Origin of the sequence: Candidatus Tisiphia endosymbiont of Ceraclea dissimilis (assembly GCF_964030735.1) — a bacterium.
Lineage (GTDB): Bacteria > Pseudomonadota > Alphaproteobacteria > Rickettsiales > Rickettsiaceae > Tisiphia.
In genome coordinates, this window is record NZ_OZ034917.1 from 452,412 (window position 1) to 474,994 (window position 22,583).

A 22,583-nucleotide genomic window follows, 5' to 3' on the forward strand; every position below is an offset into this window, starting at 1 on the left:
TCAATAATCAAGTTTTTTGCAGAGCTTATAAATAGTAGGTTGTTTGAAGGAAATTTGAATATATCCGAATCACGACATCTATCTTTAAACGCAAAATTTGTCATTCCCGCGTAGGCAGGTATCTAAAAATGCTCTGAGGTATTATAGATTCCCGCCTACGCGGGAATGACAATTTACTTCTACTATTTATAAGCTCTGCAAAAAACTTGATTATCGAGTCTCATCTCCCAAATCTACATATTCTAGTTCACTTTCTACCCATTTATTCATATCAATACCAACTTTATGATTTCCTTAATTGATATTATTAAACTATTTTTCCACCTCTTGCAACTTATGGGTAAAGATATGCATCTTAATAAGCTGCGGTACTCGACTTCGTTTTTCCTAAAAATTCCTCAATTATCTTTAGGTTATGCAAGAGGTCTAATAAACTGTCTTATTTTTTCCTCATTCTTCTTGTGTATAGCTTTTTTTCTTAAAAAATGATAAAATTGCTTCTCATGCTTGGTTTTTTATGTAATACTTCATATTGGTAGCTCTTTGGTTTCGACAGCTAAAAACTACCATTCCTTCTTACTGTTGCAACTTATTTATTCTCCTCTGATAACTTAACATAAAATTTTGTCAACAGAACCTAGCTCTCTTTTATCATTTTGGCGTTATTTAGTACGATAAATGATCCCATACATCCTGAGTCCATAAAACCATTTGACCAATTATCCCTACATTCTCTTCTTTGACTTCTGGCATTGGCGGTATTATTGCAAGGTCTTGACGAGTTTGAAACAATAATTGCTCGATAGAATGCCCCGCTTCATTAGAAACTAGTAGATTATGATTTTTCCATAGCTCTGCTATCAAGCACGCCAGTTCAGAATGAATAGTTGGGACATCCTGTTTGGAACTAAAACCTACTCCTTCGACTTCAATATGATAACCTTTTTTATCTAATCCATATTTTTGTAATATTTTATCAACTTCTCTTTGAGTAGCAATTGTTTGGCGTTGAATGTAAGGGTTATTGCTGATAAATAAAATAACATAATCTTTTTGCTCACCAAGCCCCCCACTCAAAATCTTATCAACAAGAGTAACTGCAGGCATCATAAGCAGTAGTAGCGGTATTAGGTCTTGAGTTATTGTTGCCCAGTTCGGTATTTATTACTTCAGCTGAGCTTCTCTGCTCCTTATTAAGGAAGTTATTTAATAAATCCTCACTCATCAGGCTTTCTGTGAGCTTTGTTTCATCTGTAGTTGCATAATTAGGATAGACTCTTCCAGGAAAGAAACCTGCAGGACATTCTTCTTTTGTGGTATATTGAATGAAGGGTTGTGTTAGTTCTAAAACAATATTATAACTTTTAGCAAGTGACCCCATATATTCCTTCCCTTCCTCTGTACGAGCTGAATCTTCTCCAACTAATAAAGAAGCATCTAATTTATTGATATCCCCCTTATCTTGCCATATTTTTAGTAATTTATCGTATGTCTCTGGGTTAATACCATCAATATTAGCCCATAATGGTCTTGCTCCGGCTAATACTAATACTGATCCATTAATTTTAATTTGTTCTATTATTTTATTATAGTAAATTATCCGTGCCAATAAGCCAATTCTAGAGGCTCCAGCAATCCAGCTTTCAGCATATTCCTGATGTTGGGGTGGTATTTCATCAATAAGCCCCAATTGTTTGGCAGCATCAATATATTGAGAGGCATATTTAATCATCCAATTTTCATTGGTTAGTTCATTACGTTCCTGACCAACTTTACGATTAAATGCATTCTGAGCAACATATAGTAACCAATCTTCAACATCTCGTACACTCAATTCATTAGTAGCTTTAAATAAATTTTTACGCAATAATTTAGCATCGAATTGATCAGGAGCATCTTGAGTAGCTCGAGATTTAATTAAACTTCTAGAAATTGAAGCAAATATTTTTTCTGAATTACCAGTTTTATCAAAACATGCTAGATCACGCCATAATTTTTCTGGTTGTAAATATCCGGCTAGATGAAGAATCTTTAACAAACTGTCTTGCTGAGTTGGGGAAGTGAAACCTAATCCCTTAGCAGCTATCTCAAATTTAGAAAGTTCTGACGAGCGTTTATAACCTTCATATGTTACCCCAGTAAACATCCCTGTTACTATAATAGGTAGCATCATTTTTTGTAAGAGTTTAGCTTTAGACATATTGTAAATCCTGTAGTTTAATTATTGTGTTATCCATACTAATACTATATGTCACCACTACTCATCTTGTCATACCTACTCTCTTGTCATACCTGCGTAAGCAGGTATCTAGATTCCCGCCTACGCGGCAATGACAAAAAGTCAGGTGTCATGTATGGACGGTTATTACTACAATCCCAGATTTTTTGGATTTTGGTATTTAATCCAAATATCAATTAACAATTTAGTAATAATAATCGCAGAAAACATCGATGATATTATACCAATAGTTAGTGTTACCGCGAAGCCTTTTATAGCACCAACACCAAACATAAAAAGTAAAAATGCCGCTATCAAAGTTGTCACGTTTGAGTCAAGAATTGTCGCAAAAGCTGATTCAAACCCTGTCCTTATAGCATACAGGTTAGATGCACCCTTTTTAAGCTCTTCCCTTATTCTCTCATAAATGAGTACATTGGCATCAACCGCCATGCCAATCGTTAATATTATACCAGCAATTCCCGGTAGAGTTAATGTCGCTTGGAAAAGTGACAATAAAGCTAGAATATAGAGTAGGGCTAGACTTAATGCTATATTGGCAAAAATTCCAAGAATTCCGTACGACCAAATCATAAATATCACCACACTGGCAAAACCAATCATCCCTGCTTTCTTACCTGCCTCTATTGAGTCTGCCCCAAGATTTGGCCCTATGGTTCGTTCCTCTATTATCTTTAAAGGAGCTGGTAACGAACCAGCTCTAAGTAATAAGGCTAATTCATTGGCTGATTCAACAGTAAAATTACCTGAAATTATACCGCTTCCTCCAAGAATTGGTTCATTAATTACTGGAGCACTTAATAATTTATTATCAAGCACGATCGCAAGCCTTTTACCAGAATTATTTTTGGTTATTTCCGCAAATAATTTGCTACCAAGATTATTAAAGGAAAAAGCAACGGCTGGTTGAGTATTTTGGTTAAAAGAAGCTTGAGCAGTTATTAGCTGCTCACCACTAACAATAACTTTTTTCTTAACAACTACATAATATTCTTTTTTATCTGAATTTTCTCCTTTAACTAAGATTGAGCCAGAGGGTAAACGCCCATTTATTGCTTCTTGTATGTTGGCATTTTCGTCAACTAAATGGAAGGTTAATTTTGCAGTTTTACCAAGAATATTTTTCAGTTGTTGTGGGTTTTCCTCACCTGGTACCTGGAGCAATATATGTTTATCGCCTTGCCTCTGTATGTTAGGCTCTTTGGTACCTGTACTATCCACTCTCATTCTAATTATTTCGATTGATTGAGCAATTACTTTTTGCCTTAATTCGGCAAGTTTAGAGTCACCATAGCTAAGCTTAATATTAGAATTATCTTGTTCTACAGTAATTTCTCGGTCAATTTTACCTAAAATCTTTTTTATTGTTTTGTAATCTTCTGGGTTTCTTAATTCAAACTGTACCATGTGATTTTTAGCAATAAGATTTTTATAGCCTACCTTATCTTCCCGTAAATATTTTCGTAAATGGTCAGTCAAACCTTCCATTACATCATTTAAATAGGCGTCAAAATCGACATCTAGCAATAGATGAGCACCACCTCTTAAATCAAGACCAAGATTTACCCTATAATTGGGTAATATTTTTGAATCTATAGTTGTAAAATTAGGTAAAGCACAAATAAATGCTCCTATTGTACATAAAATAGACAAGAATATTTTCCATTTAGCAATATTATGCACAGCTATTTTCCTTTGTCTTTTTTACTTTTATTAACAGCTATAGCTTCTTTTTTATGACGACTTGTAATATCGAGTATTGCAGATTTTAAAACTTTGATTCGTATATTTTCAGATATTTCAAGGTCTATTGTGTTGTCAGTATCGTTAATCTTGCTGACTATACCAAAGATTCCGCTATTAGTTACTACCTCTTCGCCCTTTTTTACGCTACTCACCACACTTTCTTTCTCCTTACGACGTTTTTCTTGCGGTCTAATTAGGAAAAAATAAAATACAATGAAAATTAATACCATCGGCACCATGCTTGTTAATACTGACTGCATAGATGATTCAGGTGCTGCTGGAACTACTTCTACAGTTTCTTTGATTGATATTGTATCGTCATCTGCATAGGCATTTTCTATAAACATAATATATCTCCTGATGTTTATCTTTTACTGTAGTAAAAGTAGTTGTGTTAACTAGCAAACTACGTCATTGCGAGGAGTGTGTAAACACGACGAAGCAATCCATATGATAAGCTTCATGGATTGCCACGCTCACGTACGTTCGCTCGCAATGACAGAAGCGCCTTACCCAAACCTCATTGCGAAGAGCCGCTTTACGGCAACGAAGCAATCCAGGGAAACGATAAATTTGGATTGCTTCGGGCTTTACCCCTCCTCGCAATGACGGTAATGTTAGCTATATAATGACATACTTACTCAAAACAAGCTAGTAAAGATTCGTATCTAGCTATATCTAATTTTATAATATCATTCTTTGTCTCACCCTTTTCTTCGCTTATTTCTTTTTTTAACAATACTATCTTTTCAGCTATTTCATGGGTTTGTAAGTTGTTGGTATCAACAGCAAATTCAGTTACTATATTAACGTTGGTCTTAGTAACTTCAGCTAATCCCGAATAAACAAAATACTTTAATACAGAATTACCTACTGTTATTTTTGTTAAACCAGCTTTTAAACTAGAAATCAGTAACTCATGACCAGGTAAAACACCAAATTCTCCTAATTCTCCATGCATTGTTACTTCTTGAGCTTCCTGGTCAAATACAATACTTGTAGGTGTTACAATTTTAACCCTAATTATTTTGTTCATTTATGCAATCCATTTATGCAATTTTCTCTTTAAGCATTTCAGCTTTCTCTACTGCTTCATCAATACTACCTATCATATAAAAAGCTGCTTCTGGTAAATGATCATATTTGCCAGAAACCAAACCTTGAAACCCTTCAATAGTATCAGCTAAACTGACAAACTTTCCAGACATACCTGTAAATACTTCGGCAACATGGAAAGGTTGCGATAAAAATCGTTGTATTTTCCTGGCTCTGGTAACAGTTAATTTATCTGCTTCCGACAACTCATCCATTCCTAAAATGGCAATTATATCTTGCAGCGACTTATAGGTCTGTAAAACTTTTTGTACCTCTCGAGCCACTGAGTAATGTTTTTCTCCAACAATTGCTGGACTTAGCAATTGTGAACCGCTATCGAGTGGATCTACTGCCGGATAAATACCAAGCTCAGCAATTTGTCGACTAAGTACAGTCGTTGCATCCAAATGAGTAAAAGAGGCAGCAGGAGCAGGATCAGTTAGATCATCGGCTGGCACATAAATAGCCTGTACCGAAGTAATTGATCCAAACTTTGTTGAAGTAATACGTTCTTGCAACTCACCCATATCAGTTGCTAATGTTGGTTGATAGCCCACTGCCGAAGGTATTCTACCTAAAAGGACTGATACCTCAGAACCAGCCTGAGTGAATCGGAAAATATTATCGACAAAAAACAAGACATCCTGTCCGCCATCTAAATCCCTGAAACTTTCGGCTATAGTGAGTCCAGTTAAAGCAACTCTAGCCCTTGCACCGGGCGGTTCGTTCATTTGCCCATAAACCAGAGCTACTTTAGATTTTTCTGGATTTTCTAGATCAATTACATTGGAATCAATCATTTCATGATACAAATCATTGCCTTCTCTAGTCCTTTCTCCAACTCCAGCAAAAACCGTATATCCTCCATGAGCTTTGGCGATATTATTAATAAGCTCCATAATTAATACTGTTTTTCCTACCCCAGCACCACCAAATAACCCAATCTTTCCTCCTTTTGAATAAGGAGCTAACAGATCAATGACTTTAATTCCTGTAACCAAAATGTTTTTTTCCGTTGATTGATCAACAAAACTGGGAGCTGAGTGGTAAATTGAAGCAGATTTAGTTGAAGTAATGTTACCTCTTCCATCAATCGGCATACCAATTACGTTCATTATACGCCCAAGTGTTGCCGTGCCAACAGGTACCTTAATGGTATCTCCTGTATCTACCACCTCTTGACCTCTTACTAACCCCTCTGTTGGATTCATAGATATGCATCTAACAATATCATCTCCGATATGTTGCGATACTTCTAATATCACCTTTTCTCCATTATTATAGCATTCAAGTGCATTAAGAATTTTCGGCAATTTACCATCATTAATAAACTGTACATCAACCACAGCTGAGATAATTTGCACAATCTTACCAATAGTCTTGCCAATAATTTTTGTCATATTTTACCTTACATTATATTTGTCTATCTATAGTAAATTAGACCCTAATTGTCATTACGAGAAGCTACTTTAGTAACAACAAAGCAATCCATTTCTAATTACCTTTATGGATTGCCACGCTCACATACGTTCGCTCGCAATGACGGAACTGATTTACCAAACGTCATTGCGAGGAGGCGTGAGCCGACGAAGCAATCCATTCGCTCACAATGAGCATCCAGCAACCTAATTAATTTATATAGCTTCTGCTCCTGCAATAATTTCAATTAAATCCCGAGTAATTATATCTTGTCTAGACCTATTCAGCGTTAATGTTAACTTATTAATAAGCTCATCAGCATTTTTTGTGGCATTATCCATCGCTGTCATTCTAGCTCCTTCTTCACTAACTCTACTTTGTAGTAGAGCATAATTAATTTGTGCGGTTACATAAAGATTAATCATATTCAAAACAAGCCCCTCGCCTTCATATTCATAGCTTAAATACTGCTCACTTGAGTATTGCTCACTTGAAGATAGCTGCTGTTCAATTGGTAATATTTGCTGTTTAGTGGCAATCTGGGTTATAGCATTTTTACATTTATTAAAATATATCTGACAACTGCTAATTTTACCACTATCCACCATCTCCGTTATTTTATCTTTAATCTGAAATGGCAAATTATTATTATGATATTTGGGAAAATCATAATAATTGTCAATATAATGGGAATATTGCCATTTGAATAGATCGTAGCCTTTTTTACCAATAATAATAAGCCTTACTTGTTTACCAGCATTTTCCAAATTTGCAATATCAAATTTCACCTGTTTGAACACTGCAAAATTGAAAGAACCACATAAACCGCGTTCCGAGGTAACTACTACCAATAAATGAGGCTTATTTATATTCACATCACTTGAAAAGAATTTTTTTTCTTCTTCAGTCATATTTTGCAAATTATTCCTAGATGCTACATTAGACATTGTATTCCGCAAAATCTCAATATAATCTTCTGAGTCCTTAATTTGGCTTTTGGCTTTGGTAAATTTGGTAGCCGAGACTATTTGCATAGCCTTAGTAATTTTTTGCGTTGATTTAACACTTTTAATACGAGATCTTAATTGTTTTAAACCTGACATAGCTACCCAACTTTATTGTCAGTAAGAAAGTTCTGTACAAATTTTTCTAAGAAAAATTTTAACTTTTCTTCCGTTTCTTTAATGATTTGCCCCTGATTTTTAATGGATAATAAAATATCGTTTTCTTTAAGCTTTATTTCTTGGAGTAATTTAAGCTCAAATTCTTTTACTAACTCAACAGGAATATTATCGAGATAATTTTTCACCCCAGCATAAAGACTTACTACCTGTTCTTCAACAGAGAAGGGAGCATATTGATCCTGCTTCAATATCTCACTTAACCTTGTACCATGTGAGATAAGCTGCTTAGTTGAGCTGTCTAAATCTGAACTAAACTGAGCAAAAGCGGCTAATTCCCTAAATTGGGCTAATTCAAGTTTGACACTTCCTGCTACTTGTTTCATAGATTTTACTTGAGCGGCTGATCCTACCCTACTCACTGATATACCAATATTTACCGCCGGTCTGATACCTTTATAAAATAGTTCATTCTCTAAAAAAATCTGTCCATCAGTAATTGATATAACATTGGTTGGAATATATGCAGAAACATCACCTGCCTGGGTCTCAATAATCGGCAAAGCCGTAAGAGAACCCCCACCATCTTTATCCGACATATTTGCTGCTCGTTCCAGTAACCTAGAATGTAGGTAAAATATATCTCCCGGATATGCTTCACGCCCTGGTGGTCTTCTGAGCAATAGAGAGATTTGTCTATAGGCAACAGCATGTTTACTCAAATCATCGTAAATAACTAATGCATGCATGCCATTATCACGAAAATACTCACCAATACTACAGCCAGTGTAAGGTGCCACATATTGCAACGCAACAGGATCAGAGGCGGTGGCTGCAACAACTACTGTATATTCCATAGCCCCTGAATCTTCCAATTTTTTTACTACCTGTGCGACAGTCGACCTTTTTTGACCAATAGCTACGTAAATACAATAAATCTTATTTTTTTCATCGCCATCAAGATGAGCTTGTCTTTGGTTAATAATCGTATCGATGGCAATAGCCGTTTTTCCTACTTGCCTGTCACCAATAATTAACTCCCGCTGACCTCTACCAATAGGAATTAGGGAATCAATCACTTTGATACCCGTTTGCACCGGGTCTTTAACACTTTGTCTAGAAATGATCCCCGGAGCCTTTTCTTCTATATTCCTGTAGCTATCAGTTATAATTTCACCTTTACCGTCAATAGGACTTGCCATACCATCAACGACCCTACCAAGCAATGCTTTACCGACTGGTACTTGTATAATCTTACCAGTTCTTTTGACCGAATCTCCTTGCTTTACTTCGCGATCGTCACCAATCAATATGATATTTACCGAGTCTGTTTCAAGATTAAGAGCAAGACCTTTCACCCCCGAGGCAAACTCAACTACCTCACCAGCTCCTACATTATCGATACCGTATACTCTAGCTATACCATCTCCAACTGTTATAACTTGCCCTACTTCTTGTAAATCGCTAAATTGTTCAATATTAGCAATTTCTTTTTTTAGTACTTCAGCAAGTTCAACAGCCTTTAATTTTTGGGAAGAACCCATAATTATTTACCTCGTAAATCTTATTTAATAATTTTTAATCCAAACGTCATTGCGAAACCATATAGTGGTCGTGGCAATCCATTTCTAATCACTTTCCTAGATTGCTTCGTCGCCACTAAAGTGGCTTCTCGCAATGACGAAAAGATTTTACCAAACGTCATTGCGAGACCATATAGTGGTCGTGGCAATCCATTTCTAACTATCTATATAACCTAAATCTTTGTAGTTTTTAAGGTTTTTATTATCTTTTTTAACATTCCATCAATAGAGTAATCCCTAACTACGCTATCATATTGTATAATAATACCACCAATAATTGACTGATTCTGACTAAATTTTATCGCAACTTTCTGCTGAAAATCAGTTTCTAAATGTTTTGTTAACCATTGTTTTTCTTCACTATGCAAAATTTTAGCAGAAGTGATTGTTACCATCTTAATATTTCTACTTTTATTAAGTAATTGTTGGTACAATACAACTATATTGGATAAAATAGGCATACGTGAATGTTTTAGTAATATTAATAATAACTGCTTAACTGTAGATTCAACATTAAAGTTTTTTGCAATTAATTCAATTATTTTACATTTATCAATATTTTTCACTATAGGAGAAAATATCGCCTCCTTGATTTGTGCATTATCATTGATAAGCTGATCAATAATCTTAATCTGCTCAAATATTTTATCTTCCAAAGCATTAGCTAGTGCATTATTAAATAACGCAGAAGTATAATTTTGTACTAATTTATTATTGATCATTATACTGTTACATCCATAAAACTCTAATAAGCCAAGCAATAATAAACCACATAAAGCCATGAAAACAAACCATGTAAGACTGCCCATAACACAGAGTGGTTGATGTTAAATGAAATAGCCATAGCCAATGCCGAGCCAAATGATACACCATGCCGCATAACGATATTTATTCGCCGCTTTCGTGGAAAAGTTTCATAATCCTCAGCATTCATCTTACTCATTGCCTGTACCTCATATTTAAATTTAATTGCAAGTTGTTATTCTTGCTCTCTTGTCATCCGCCTCTCTTGTCACCCCTGCGTAAGCAGGGGGCTAGATTCCCGCCTACGCGGGAATGACACAAAACCTTCGCGGGAGTAACAAATAGTACTTATAACACAATCTATCCTTACCACTAAGTATATTTAGAAAAAAATAAATCAAATATGAATGGCTCTACCATAGGCCTGCAATACTGACTCACTCATCATTTCCGATAAAGTTGGGTGAGGGAAAATGGTATTGATTAAATCAAGCTCTGTACCTTCCATAGTTCTAGCAATTACATAACCTTGAATTAGCTCGGTAACCTCTTCGCCTATCAAGTGCGCCCCTAGCAATTCCCCAGTTTTTGTATCAAATATTGTTTTAATCATCCCTTCAGTACACCCATCAACCAGGGCTTTCCCATTAGCGATAGATGGGAATTTGCCAATTTTCACTTGGTAACCAGCTTTTTTCGCTTGTTCTTCAGTAAGCCCTACACTAGCAATCTGCGGTGAGGAATAAGTACAACCTGGAATATTACGATTTTCTAGAGGATGAGCTTTAAGACCGGCAATAGTTTCTACAGCAATAATACCTTCATGAATTGCCTTGTGTGCAAGCCACGGGGGAGATGTGACATCACCTATTGCATAAATTCCTTGTTCATCAGTTTGCATAAACTGATTGGTAACAATATGACCTCTATCTATTTTTATATTAGTTTTTTCTAAATTAAGATTTTCCGTATTGCCAACTATACCAACTGCCATAAGCAAAGTTTCAGCTTGTATTTTGTGGTTCTTACCTTCTATCTCAACTTCAATCATAACATGATCTTGTGTTTGGCTATGATTTAACAACTTACTATTAGTATGAATTTTTATACCCTTTTTCTCAAAAATTTTTCGTGCCATTAAAGAAATTTCTTCATCTTCAGCTTGTAAAATCCTATTTTGTACTTCAATTATGGTGACGTTTGTTCCTAAAGAGTTATAAAATGAAGCAAATTCTATACCAATCGCTCCTGATCCAACTATAATCATAGATTTTGGTAATTTATCCAAAATCATAGCCTCCTTAGAAGTAATAATTTGCTTACCATCTGGTTTAAATCCATCTAAAATCCTAGCTCTTGCACCTGTAGCAATTATTATATCTTGTGCTTTAATTGAAATTTTTTGACCGTTACTATCAATATTTACCACTTTGCCATCTCCAAGTACAGCAGTGCCATCAATTACCGTAACCTTATTTTTCTTTAGTAAGGACTTAATGCCAGATGTTAACTGCGTCGATATATCTCTAGAACGCTGTACTATTTTTTTTAAGTCAAAGCTTGGTTCATTGACTATAATACCATAATCTTGAGCATGCTTAATTTTCTGAAATAATTCAGCTGATTTAAGTAGTGCTTTTGTTGGTATACATCCCCAATTTAAACAAACCCCTCCTAAATGCTCTCTCTCAATCAACACAACTTTTTTATTTAGTTGTGCCGCCCTAATTGCCGCAACATAACCACCAGGCCCACCGCCAATAATTGCTATATCATAATTTTCCATTAATATTTCCACTTATTCATTCATTGCTATTTTTAATGCTTTATTTACTCCAACCAGATTATAGTGAATTAACTTGAATTAGCAACGTTATAAATCCTATTAGTATTTAGCTTCAGCGTCATTGCGAGAAGCCACTTTAGTGGCGACGAAGCAATCCAAAAAACTATTAAAATGGATTGCTTCGGAGGCTTATGCCTCCTCGCAATGACAGTATGATGGGTGCTTATTCGGCACTAATTCAGGTTAATTGACTATAACTTATAACCAGTGGCTAATTGCAGTTAATCTAAGAAAACCTTTTGAAGAGATTTTTTTGCTAATTTTCCTTCAGTAAGAAAGTCCTTATTTAAATGAGTAACTTTATTATTTAATAACCTTAATTGTAAGTAATCACTAATTGCCTGGGTAAATTCACCAATTTTGTTCCGAAAAAAATGATCGGCTCCATGGATGAGCTTATAGTCGACAGTTATATGTTTCTGCTTAGACAGCTTTCCTACCAGTTCAAGTACTGATTCTTCTGACACAATACTATCATTGTCCCCTTGTATTACAAAACCGGAAATAGGGCATTGAGACAAGAAGGAAAAATCATATTTATTTACTGGTGGGGATACCATAATAAAATTATTAATCTCTGGTCTTCTCATGATAAGTTGCATGGCTATCCAGGCTCCAAAAGAAAAGCCTGCTATTAAATTTATACTACCTGTAGGATTGTTAAGCTGCAACCAATCAAGTGCCGTCGCCGCATCAGTCATTTCCCCAATACCATTATCAAACTCTCCTTGAGAGCGTCCAACTCCTCGGAAATTAATTCTGAGTACTGTGAATCCATTCGATACTAGTGTTCTATATACATTATAAACCACTTTGTTATTCATAGTGCCACCGTGAAGTGGATGTGGATGTAATACCAAAGCAAGTGGAGCCTTAGAATCGCTAGATTTAGTATACAGCCCTTCAATCCGACCAGCAGGACCATTAAAAAAAACTTCAGCCATAATTATACACTATCATATATTAATTTATATCGATCGCTAAGCTATATGAATAATTTAAATTTTGTTACATAGCCTAAGAACAATAAGTGAGAATTATAGCACGCTACTTGATATATTTCAAGATAACTAATGTATTCTATTATTTTGGTTTCCTTAAAAAAGCTGGAATATCATGGATATCAACGTCTACATCGCTCTTTTGAGAAATTGGAGGAATATGGTTTTTGATTTGCTCTTGATTTTGATTAGTATTGGATTTTAGTGAATTCCACATTCTACTGAGTAAAGATGCTTTGGCATCATTGCTACTTATAGTTGGCTGATTTGGTATATTAATTGATGTCGCCTGAACGTTTAAGTTTAAAGGCTGTACTCCAGAATCTACTAAACTAGCTTTTTCACCAGTATATTGGGCAAAATCTGGAATTTCTTCTAAAACTGTTGTCTCTATTAAATCATGGTTATTAGCTACTTGTTCACAACTTGTAGGACTACTAGTTACTGATTCAATAGGTTGGGGTTTGTTGCTTATAACTTGATCAGCATCAATACCAGTAGCAACTACCGATACCCGAATAACGCCATTTAATTCTTGATTAAACGTCGAACCAAAAATAATATTAGCATCGCTATCCCCTACTTCTTCTCTAATTCTATTAGCCGCACTATCAACCTCAAATAAGGTCATATCCGCACCACCAGTAATGTTAATTAACACCCCTCTAGCACCACGCATTGAGTTATGATCTAATAGTGGATTAGAGATAGCCGCTTCAGCTGCCTTAACCGCCCTATCCTCACCAGATGCTTCTCCCGTACCCATCATAGCTTTACCCATTTCGCTCATCACTGTTCTAATGTCAGCAAAGTCTAGGTTAATCAGACCTGGCATGATCATCAAATCAGTAACCCCTCTGACTCCGGCATGTAATACATCATCTGCCATTTTAAAGGCATCGGCAAAGGTAGTATTTTCATTTGCTATACGAAATAAATTTTGATTCGGTATTACTATCAAAGTATCAACAAATCTTTGTAGTTCTAGTAAACCTTGTTCAGCAGTTTTAATTCTATGCTTTCCTTCAAAATGAAAAGGTTTAGTAACTACCCCCACAGTAAGAATTCCTAGCTCCTTAGCAATCTTTGCCACAACCGGAGAAGCACCTGTACCAGTACCTCCACCCATACCGGCAGTGATAAACACCATATTGCTACCTTCTAAATGCCCCTTAATCTCGTCAGCTGATTCTTCAGCTGCTAAAGCCCCGATTTCTGGAGACGCACCAGCTCCAAGACCTTTAGTAATCGCAACACCTAACTGTATTTTGTTGTCGCATAAGGAATGTTCGAGTGATTGGGCATCAGTATTGGCAACAACAAAGTTTGCTCCTTGCAATTTGGCAAGTAGCATATTATTTATTGCATTACCACCAGCTCCTCCAACACCAAATACTGTGATAATTGGTTTAAGAATTACATTTTCTGGTGCTTTGAGATGTAAAGCCATAATAATATTTTACCTGTTAAATATAAATTGTTTTTAGTATAATAAAGAATCTGAAAATTTCTACCATAAAATATATTTCATAAAGAGCATCAGTCTAATTATACCATATTTTTTGCTACCACTAAGCGATCAAACTCCTCACCTGATAAAAAATTTAATTTTATAGCAGCTTCTCTTAAAGTTATACCTTCTTGATAGGCTTTTTTTGCAACTTTTGCCGCATTATCATAACCTATATGCGGATTTAAGGCTGTCACTAACATCAGCGATTGCTCTCTCAGCTTATTAATACGTTCTATATTCGGCTCTAAACCTTCAATACAATGCGTAACAAAACTATTGATGCTAGCAGAAATCAACTCTATTGACTGCAAAATATTATATATTATAACCGGCTTAAAGGTATTTAATTCAAGATGACCGTTTGATCCGGCTATAGCTACTGCAAGATTATTGCCCATAACCTGCACGCAAACCATAGTCAATGCTTCAATTTGTGTTGGATTAACCTTACCTGGCATAATTGAAGAACCAGGCTCATTTTCCGGTAAATGTAATTCACCAAAACCACATCTTGGTCCCGATCCTAATAGCCTAATGTCATTAGCCATTTTCATTAAACTTCCTGCTATGGTATTTAGAGTACCAGAAAATTCTACTAATGCATCATGAGTAGCTAATGCTTCAAATTTATTAGCAGCACTTTTGAAAGGATAGTTGGTATATGCAGCAACTTGATCAGAGAATCTTACAGCAAATTCTTTACGACAATTAATACCAGTCCCCACTGCAGTTCCACCTTGGGCTAAAAAATATACTCTTTTTAGTGACTCCTCAACTCGTTCTATGGCATAGGCTATTTGCGTTACATAACCAGAAAATTCTTGCCCAAGCGTTATTGGCGTAGCGTCCTGCAAATGAGTGCGTCCTATCTTAACTATATTATTCCAAGCTGTAGCTTTGGTATTTAACGCCGAATGTAGGCTGGTTAATGCTGGAATTAATTGTTGTTTACTAGCGAGTATGGTTGCGATATGCATAGCAGTTGGAAACGAGTCGTTGGATGATTGTGCCATATTTACATGATCATTTGGATGAATTGGCGATTTACCACCCTTCTTGCCTACTAATTGTTCATTACCAATAGAGGCTATTACCTCATTGATATTCATATTAGTCTGAGTACCAGAGCCAGTCTGCCATACTACTAAAGGAAATTGATCATCAAATTCCCCTTTTAATATTCTAGAGGTAGCTTGATCTATTGCTTCTGATATCTCAGGCTTAAGATCGCCTAATTCTTTATTGACCTTTGCTGCACATTTTTTTAAAATTGCTAGTGCCTTAATCAACTGAATAGGCATTTTTTGCTCGCCTATCTTAAAATTCTCAAGAGACCTTTGAGTTCCCGCCCCCCAGTAAAATTGATCGTCTACTTTGATTTCTCCAAATGAATCGGTTTCAATTCTATAATTTTTCATATAAATTTTTCTTTTTCGCTTTTATTATATTTATAACTAATCCGACTGTCATTGCGAGGAGGTCGCCAGACCGACGAAGCAACCCATTTCTATTCACTTTTTCTTGGATTGCCGCGTCGCCGCTTTTAGCGGCTCCTCGCAATGACAAGTTATAGAAGTATACGTCATTGCGAGACCACATAGTGGTCGCGGCAATCCACACATTATTGGATTGCTTCATCGGTTTACGCCTCCTCGCAATGACGGCTTGAGAACGTAAGGTCTTCTCGCAATGACAAGTCGGGTTAGTCAATTCACTCATCATCAACAGGGTTACCTGAATCATCAGTATTCAAAGATTGTTCATCAAACATGAAGAAAAAGGCTTTAATACTATTATTAGGGGTTTCTATGAATATAGCCCCATCTTGATAAATGCCATTATCTTTACTGTGTGGGTTATAGTTCCCCTGATTCAGATGTATATCATGTATACCTCTAGGAGGAAGTTGAGAATGTTGTTGTTTTAGCTGTAATCCATAAGGTACTACTTCCCTTGTTTCAGTATCATCATAAGACTCACCTAAAATACATATCTTTGTACCACGGATAATATGCATGTCTAGCAAAGATGAAATTTCTTGCCATGATTTTGCTAAACTATTCTTTAAATAATCTACTGGCAAAATTCCACTGCGAAAATAATCAAGTCTATAGGCTTGATTTAACTTATCTAAGCGAAATAATCCCTCATTTCCTAGTTTAGCTAAATTAGTTAACAATTCATTATTATTCAACTGATCGACATAGTATAGTTTAACATTAGCTCTAGAATCAGACTGAATATCTATATTTACTTGATAGTCTAGTTGGTTAGCTTGCACTATAAAATTATGGTGAGTCATTGTGTGTTTTGTACTATCTTCTAAATCCTCTAACACAGTACCTTTTACACATGTATAGTTTTTTAGCATAATAATACCTCATAAGCTTTAATTTATATTATATTAACTTGTTGGTGAGTCAATCTTTTTATAACTATAGTCAATCAGGGTAGCTATATCACTCATCTCCTATTCTAAGAGCAGCTATAAAAGCCGATTGCGGAATTTCAACATTACCAATATTACGCATACGTTTTTTGCCAGCTTTTTGCTTTTCCAATAATTTACGTTTACGAGTTATATCTCCACCATAGCATTTAGATAAAACATCTTTACGCATTGCTTTAACGGTTTCTCTAGCGATTATTCTGCTACCAATAGCAGCTTGAATAGCGATCTGAAATAATTGCCTTGGGATTAAATCGCTAAGGCGTTTACACAATTCTCGACCACGATATTCTGATCGTGATCGATGTACTATAGTAGATAGAGCATCAACTGGCTCGCTATTAACCAAAATAGATAATTTTACCAAATCACTTTCCTCATAACCATCCATTTCCCAATCAAAGCTAGCATAGCCTTTTGTGTAACTTTTTAACTTATCGTAAAAATCAAATACTATCTCATTTAACGGTAATCGGTAAATTACCATAGCCCTACCACCGACATAAGTTAATTCAATTTGTACTCCTCTTTTATCAGTACACAAAGATAAAACATTACCTAAAAACTCATCTGGCACTAATATTGTTGCCTTAACCCAAGGCTCTAACATTGATTCTATATTTTGAGTAACAGGTAAGTCAGCCGGATTATGTATTTCTAATTGATGTCCATCACGCATATTAATCTTATAAACCACACTAGGAGCAGTAGTTATCATATCAAGATCAAATTCACGCTCCAGTCTTTCTTGCACTATTTCAAGATGTAGTAACCCCAAGAAACCGCAGCGAAATCCTAATCCTAAGGCAGTTGAACTTTCTGCTTCAAATTCAAAGCTAGCATCGTTAAGCCTTAATTTAGCTAAAGAATCTTTTAGATGCTCAAATTGTGAAGCGTCTGAAGGATATAATCCACAAAATACTACCGGTAAATGTGGCTTAAAACCAGGCAAAGGCTCCTTACAAGGTCTTTTTTCATCAGTTATTGTGTCACCAACTTTACAGTCAACAACTTGCTTGATTGAAGCAGTAAAAAACCCTATTTCTCCTGAATATAAAATATCTGATATATGTTTCTTAGGAGTAAAATACCCAACATTCTCAACATTATAACTACAATTGCTAGCCATCATTCTAATACGCATATTTTTGCGTAAAGTTCCATCGATAACTCTAACCAAAATTACTACTCCTAGGTAAGAATCGTACCAACTATCAACCAATAATGCCTTTAAAATATCTGTTTGATTAGTTGCAGGACAGGGTAGTCTATTAACAATTGCTTCAAGTACTTCTTCTATTCCTATACCACTCTTTGCCGAAATCAATAATGCATCGCTTGCATCTATACCAATTACGTCCTCTATTTGTTGTTTGACTTTATCAGGATCAGCGGCTGGTAGATCAATTTTATTGAGTACAGGAACAATTTCATGCTTATTATCAATCGCTTGATAAACATTTGCGAGAGTTTGTGCCTCAACACCCTGGCTACTATCTACCACTAATAACGAGCCTTCACAAGCAGCGAGTGACCTACTAACCTCATAAGAAAAATCCACATGACCAGGAGTATCCATTAGGTTTAGATAATAGGTATTACCATCTTTGGCTTTATAAACTAATCTAACAGTCTGTGCTTTGATAGTAATTCCCCGTTCTTTTTCTATGTCCATTGAGTCAAGTACCTGCTGACTCATTTCTCGAGCTACCAATCCTCCACAATATTCAATTAACCTGTCTGCTAAAGTAGACTTACCATGATCAATATGAGCGATGATTGAAAAATTTCTGATAAACTTTTGATTATTCATTGTATATGCGATATAATGTTAAAATTAGAAAAATGCTAACCCGACTGGTCATTGCAAAAAGTAGCAAAGCTCGAACGAAACGATCCAATTTAATAAATAGTGGATTGCCACGACCTAACTTACGTGATCTCGCAATGACGCATAGGCATCAGTTTAAGAAAATAAAGTAAAAAAGTCGTCTATTAGCGAGCCACCGTAGGTGGCGTGGCAATCCATTTTTAATCACTTTTTTGGATTGCTTCGTTGACCTTACGGTCTCCTCGCAATGACAGTTTCTCAATTATTGGCTTCTTAAACTAACACTTATGCACAATGACGTCGGTTTATCTTATCTTTATATAGTAAAATTCCATTTTATAGTAGGAAATAATAGTGCGTGCTGAAATTGAACATTATGTAAAAAAAATCGAACAGTCTTTAGAGCTGCTCAGGAGGTCACTTTGATTTTGATAACGCAACCAAAAGGCTTGTAGAGCTGGAAAATATATCAGAAGATCCAACTTTGTGGGATAATCAGGAAAAGGCTCAAAATATTCTGAAAGAAAAAAGACTTCTAGAGACTAAACTTAATTCGTTTAAACAACTTCAATCTAATCTTACGGAATGTTTAGAACTTGAGGAATTGGCGTTTGTCGAAAATGACCAACAAGTTCTAGAACAAGTTCAAGAAGATTTAAGAAAACTATCTATTATTGCCGGAAAATTTGAGACTGAATGCTTATTTTCTGGGGAATTTGACAGTAATAATTGTTTTCTTGAAATCAATGCTGGAGCTGGCGGTACGGAGAGTCATGATTGGGCATCAATTATGATGCGTATGTATTTGCGTTTCGCGGAAAGGCAGGGTTTTAAAAGCGAAGTTATTCATCTTATTAACGGTGAAGAAGCAGGAATAAAATCATGTACTATTAAAATTAATGGCTACCAAGCATATGGTTGGTTTCGAACAGAATCAGGAGTGCACCGTTTAGTACGGATATCGCCTTTTAATGCAGCGGGCAAAAGGATGACTAGCTTTGCTAGTAGTTGGGTATATCCAGAAATTGATGATAGTATTGCAATTGTAATAGATGAAAAAGACCTTAGAATTGATACTTACCGTTCTTCCGGAGCTGGGGGACAACACGTAAACACTACTGATTCTGCCGTAAGGATTACCCACTTACCTACTAATATCGTAACACAGTGCCAAAATGATAGATCACAGCATAAGAACAAAGCACAGGCTATGAAAATGCTTAAAGCAAGGCTTTATGAACTAGAGTTAAAAAAACGTACTGAGGATATTCAAGAACAGAATGCATCAAAAACTGAGAATGGCTGGGGACATCAAATAAGATCTTATGTATTGCAACCTTATCAAATGGTTAAGGATTTACGTACCAATCATGAGACTTCTGATACTAAAGGTGTACTTGACGGAGATTTAGAAAAATTTGTTTCAGCTAGCCTATCAATTAGTGTTGGTAATATATATAGTTAATTCAGGAGAATTTGGTGCTAGGAACGATGGAGCGACGCCTATAAGTAATAGGCGAGCATTGAGCGACGACGTCACCAACTTCTCATCAATTGACTATAGTTAATTTAGGATAGATTGGCTATATATAATTAAGAAACGTGCTAAAATGTCTATATTTCAAAGAGAAATATAAAATCTATGGATATTTTCTTATCCTTTGTTGACAATTATCAAAAAAAGGAGTACCATGTTTTTTGGGTTTAATAATTAACTCTTTAATAGCATGAAAGCCTTATTTCTGCCTGTCAGTTATTGGGTTTAATTTCTACGGGAGAGTTCGAATTAAGTTCAGATAAGTAACTCTATACTAAAAGGTTTTTATGACTACTAAAGTAGGTAAGGTCAAATGGTTTAATACAACCAAAGGTTTTGGTTTTATTCAACCAGACGATGGTGGGAGCGACGTTTTTGTTCACATCTCAGCTGTAGAGCGTGCCGGGATCCGTAATCTTAATGGAGGTCAAAGTGTAGGCTTTGATCTAGAAGACAATAAGGGAAAAATTTCTGCTGTTAATCTGCAAATAAAATAATATTTATTTAAAACTACAAGCAACTACTCAAAATTTATGAGTGGTTATTAAACTAGTGAATTTTGGGTAGTATCATCTTTTTATACACTCTGTGCATTATCTTTTATAATTCAGTGTTCACTGTAAGTAAAGCTGTAATTTTATTGGACTATTTTAAGTATACTCGAATGATTTGGGGAAATGGATTTTCAAAGCAAAAGAGTATCTATGATAGGATTGTATTTATAATTACAACCGCTTTTACTATACAACAATTAATAACCCGCTTTATAACATAAGAACTTAATCATAAATTTATTTTTTAAGGTATAGAATATATGTTTGCTCAAATGCTTTGAAGATTTGGAGTTTAATTGCATTTAACCTTTCAATTCCTTAAAGCATTTGAGTATTTTTAATTTACGATAAATAACATTGGATTTAATAATGAAAAATTTTAATTTACCAAACGAAGTGATTATATCACTTGAACAGATGAACATCACCTCTCCTACAGAAATTCAAAGAGAGGCTATACCGATTGCGATGCAAGGTAGTGATATTCTTGCTTCTAGTCAAACTGGTTCAGGTAAAACCCTTGCCTATTTACTACCAATCGTCAATTCTTTTATACAGACAAAATCAATGGCTTTGGTACTTGTACCAACTCGGGAATTAGCTAGCCAAGTACGCACTACTTTAACCAATGTAACTACTCAAATTAAGCTTCCTAGTGCGGTTTTAATAGGTGGTGAACCAATGCATAAACAATTTACGCAGCTAAAGGCAAATCCTAAAGTGGTGATTGGAACCCCTGGTCGTATTATAGATCATTTACTACGTGGTACCTTAAAATTAAACACAGTACAATTAGTGGTACTTGATGAGATGGATAGGATGCTTGATATGGGCATGAAAGAACAGTTGGAAGAAATAAATAAATATATACCTGAAAAAAGACAGGTTTTAATGTTTTCAGCTACTATGCCAAAACATATTATTGCACTATCGCAAAAATATGTGATTAACCCTAAACGCATTACTATTGGCTCAACTACTCAGGCTGCTTCTCAAATAAAACAAGAAACTTTGCGAGTTTCTGATAAAGAGAAATTCCCTGAGCTTATAAAGCAATTAAAACAACGTGATGGTTCTATAATTATTTTTGTGAAAACTAAGCGTGGTGCCGATCAGTTGGCAAAAATGTTAAAATTTGAAGATCACAAAGCTGAAGCTATCCATGGTGATTTAACACAAGGTAGAAGGGATCACGTAATTGCATCGTTTCGCTCTTCTCGTCACAGAATTATGGTGGCAACAGATGTTGCGGCTCGTGGCTTAGACATACCACATACACAGCATGTTATCAATTATGATTTGCCAATGTCTCCAGAAGATTATTTACATAGAATAGGTAGAACTGGTAGAGCAGGACTTTCAGGTTGTGCATTATCCTTCATTTCGCCAGAAGATAATATTAGGTGGAAAGCTATTGATCGCCTAATGAACCAAGGTGAGAGTACTTCAAGAGAAGAAATGACCGGAAATAAGAATCGTAGAAGACCATTTAATGGTAATAATAGCAACAATAACAATAATGGTAGAAAAAGTTATTTTCCTCGTAATAATAACGATAAAAAGCCTTATTCTGGTCGCTCTAGAAATAGCCAAGCGTCCTAATTTAGTAAAAGCAGTTATGTTATACCCGATTAGTATTTAGCATCAGCGTCATGGCTCAGAGCCACTTTAGTGGGCGACGAAGCAATCCTGTTTGTGTCATACCTGCGTAGGCAGGTATCCAGATTCCCGCCTACGCGGGAATGACAACTTACAATTGCTTCGAAGGTTTACGCCTCCTCGCTAATAGACAGCACGATGGGTGCTTGTTCGGCACTAATTCAGGTTAATTGACTATAACAAACTTACTATAGCTAAATAACTATAAAAGGAAAAATCAAAAAATTCATTAGACCTTATATCTTG

Annotated in this window: 19 protein-coding genes; 4 read left to right on the forward strand and 15 right to left on the reverse strand. The window is 35.5% G+C overall.

Features of this window, described 5'->3' with window-relative positions; all coding sequences use genetic code 11:
• Positions 1–666: 666 nt before the first annotated feature.
• The 15 genes from ACQH1V_RS02165 to lepA all read right to left on the reverse strand — a co-directional run bounded on the left by ACQH1V_RS02165 (position 667) and on the right by lepA (position 18,569).
• On the reverse strand, positions 667–1,110 hold the full coding sequence (locus ACQH1V_RS02165; protein WP_425360661.1) for a hypothetical protein: 444 nt from the start codon (positions 1,108–1,110) through the stop codon (positions 667–669).
• Entirely contained in the window at positions 1,085–2,200 is a 1,116-nt protein-coding gene (locus ACQH1V_RS02170; protein ID WP_425360662.1) for a hypothetical protein, read from the reverse strand. The genes ACQH1V_RS02165 and ACQH1V_RS02170 overlap by 26 nt, the downstream gene beginning before the upstream one ends.
• Before the next feature lie 168 nt (positions 2,201–2,368).
• On the reverse strand, positions 2,369–3,922 hold the full coding sequence (secD, locus tag ACQH1V_RS02175) for a protein translocase subunit SecD (RefSeq protein ID WP_425360663.1): 1,554 nt from the start codon (positions 3,920–3,922) through the stop codon (positions 2,369–2,371).
• 2 nt (positions 3,923–3,924) lie between these two features.
• Positions 3,925–4,332 (reverse strand): preprotein translocase subunit YajC, encoded by a 408-nt coding sequence (yajC, locus tag ACQH1V_RS02180; RefSeq protein ID WP_094648617.1) that lies wholly within the window; start codon positions 4,330–4,332, stop codon positions 3,925–3,927.
• Between the two features lie 290 nt (positions 4,333–4,622).
• On the reverse strand, positions 4,623–5,021 hold the full coding sequence (gene atpC / locus ACQH1V_RS02185; RefSeq protein WP_094648618.1) for an ATP synthase F1 subunit epsilon: 399 nt from the start codon (positions 5,019–5,021) through the stop codon (positions 4,623–4,625).
• Between the two features lie 13 nt (positions 5,022–5,034).
• Positions 5,035–6,468: a F0F1 ATP synthase subunit beta gene (gene atpD, locus ACQH1V_RS02190; protein WP_425360863.1), complete on the reverse strand. Its 1,434-nt coding sequence runs from the start codon at positions 6,466–6,468 to the stop codon at positions 5,035–5,037.
• 246 nt (positions 6,469–6,714) lie between these two features.
• Positions 6,715–7,602: an ATP synthase F1 subunit gamma gene (gene atpG / locus ACQH1V_RS02195; RefSeq protein WP_425360664.1), complete on the reverse strand. Its 888-nt coding sequence runs from the start codon at positions 7,600–7,602 to the stop codon at positions 6,715–6,717.
• A gap of 2 nt (positions 7,603–7,604) precedes the next feature.
• A complete protein-coding gene (gene atpA / locus ACQH1V_RS02200) occupies positions 7,605–9,164 on the reverse strand; it encodes a F0F1 ATP synthase subunit alpha (RefSeq protein ID WP_094648620.1) in 1,560 nt (519 codons plus the stop codon).
• A 212-nt stretch (positions 9,165–9,376) separates the two neighbouring features.
• Positions 9,377–10,012: an ATP synthase F1 subunit delta gene (gene atpH, locus ACQH1V_RS02205; protein ID WP_425360665.1), complete on the reverse strand. Its 636-nt coding sequence runs from the start codon at positions 10,010–10,012 to the stop codon at positions 9,377–9,379.
• 332 nt (positions 10,013–10,344) lie between these two features.
• The gene (lpdA, locus tag ACQH1V_RS02210; protein WP_425360666.1) at positions 10,345–11,733 is read right to left on the reverse strand and encodes a dihydrolipoyl dehydrogenase; all 1,389 of its coding nucleotides are present in this window, start codon (positions 11,731–11,733) and stop codon (positions 10,345–10,347) included.
• A 281-nt stretch (positions 11,734–12,014) separates the two neighbouring features.
• Positions 12,015–12,737 (reverse strand): alpha/beta hydrolase, encoded by a 723-nt coding sequence (locus ACQH1V_RS02215; protein WP_094648623.1) that lies wholly within the window; start codon positions 12,735–12,737, stop codon positions 12,015–12,017.
• Positions 12,738–12,876: 139 nt separating this feature from the next.
• On the reverse strand, positions 12,877–14,244 hold the full coding sequence (gene ftsZ / locus ACQH1V_RS02220) for a cell division protein FtsZ (protein WP_425360667.1): 1,368 nt from the start codon (positions 14,242–14,244) through the stop codon (positions 12,877–12,879).
• Positions 14,245–14,342: 98 nt separating this feature from the next.
• Positions 14,343–15,725: a class II fumarate hydratase gene (gene fumC, locus ACQH1V_RS02225; protein ID WP_341749162.1), complete on the reverse strand. Its 1,383-nt coding sequence runs from the start codon at positions 15,723–15,725 to the stop codon at positions 14,343–14,345.
• Between the two features lie 293 nt (positions 15,726–16,018).
• Positions 16,019–16,678 (reverse strand): DUF2278 family protein, encoded by a 660-nt coding sequence (locus ACQH1V_RS02230; protein ID WP_425360668.1) that lies wholly within the window; start codon positions 16,676–16,678, stop codon positions 16,019–16,021.
• 88 nt (positions 16,679–16,766) lie between these two features.
• Positions 16,767–18,569, reverse strand: a complete 1,803-nt coding sequence (gene lepA, locus ACQH1V_RS02235; protein ID WP_094648628.1) for a translation elongation factor 4 — start codon at positions 18,567–18,569, stop codon at positions 16,767–16,769.
• Positions 18,570–18,941: 372 nt separating this feature from the next.
• Between lepA and prfB the strand changes: the two genes are divergently transcribed.
• The 4 genes from prfB to ACQH1V_RS02255 all read left to right on the forward strand — a co-directional run bounded on the left by prfB (position 18,942) and on the right by ACQH1V_RS02255 (position 22,280).
• A protein-coding gene (gene prfB / locus ACQH1V_RS02240) for a peptide chain release factor 2 (protein ID WP_425360669.1) occupies positions 18,942–20,052 on the forward strand; the annotation gives its coding sequence in 2 pieces (ribosomal slippage) (positions 18,942–19,010 and positions 19,012–20,052; 1,110 coding nt in all).
• Positions 20,033–20,155, forward strand: a complete 123-nt coding sequence (locus ACQH1V_RS02245) for a palindromic element RPE2 domain-containing protein (protein ID WP_425360670.1) — start codon at positions 20,033–20,035, stop codon at positions 20,153–20,155. Before prfB ends, ACQH1V_RS02245 begins: the two co-directional genes overlap by 20 nt.
• A gap of 256 nt (positions 20,156–20,411) precedes the next feature.
• The gene (locus ACQH1V_RS02250; RefSeq protein ID WP_094648631.1) at positions 20,412–20,621 is read left to right on the forward strand and encodes a cold-shock protein; all 210 of its coding nucleotides are present in this window, start codon (positions 20,412–20,414) and stop codon (positions 20,619–20,621) included.
• 426 nt (positions 20,622–21,047) lie between these two features.
• A complete protein-coding gene (locus ACQH1V_RS02255) occupies positions 21,048–22,280 on the forward strand; it encodes a DEAD/DEAH box helicase (protein ID WP_341759322.1) in 1,233 nt (410 codons plus the stop codon).
• Positions 22,281–22,583 lie beyond the last annotated feature (303 nt).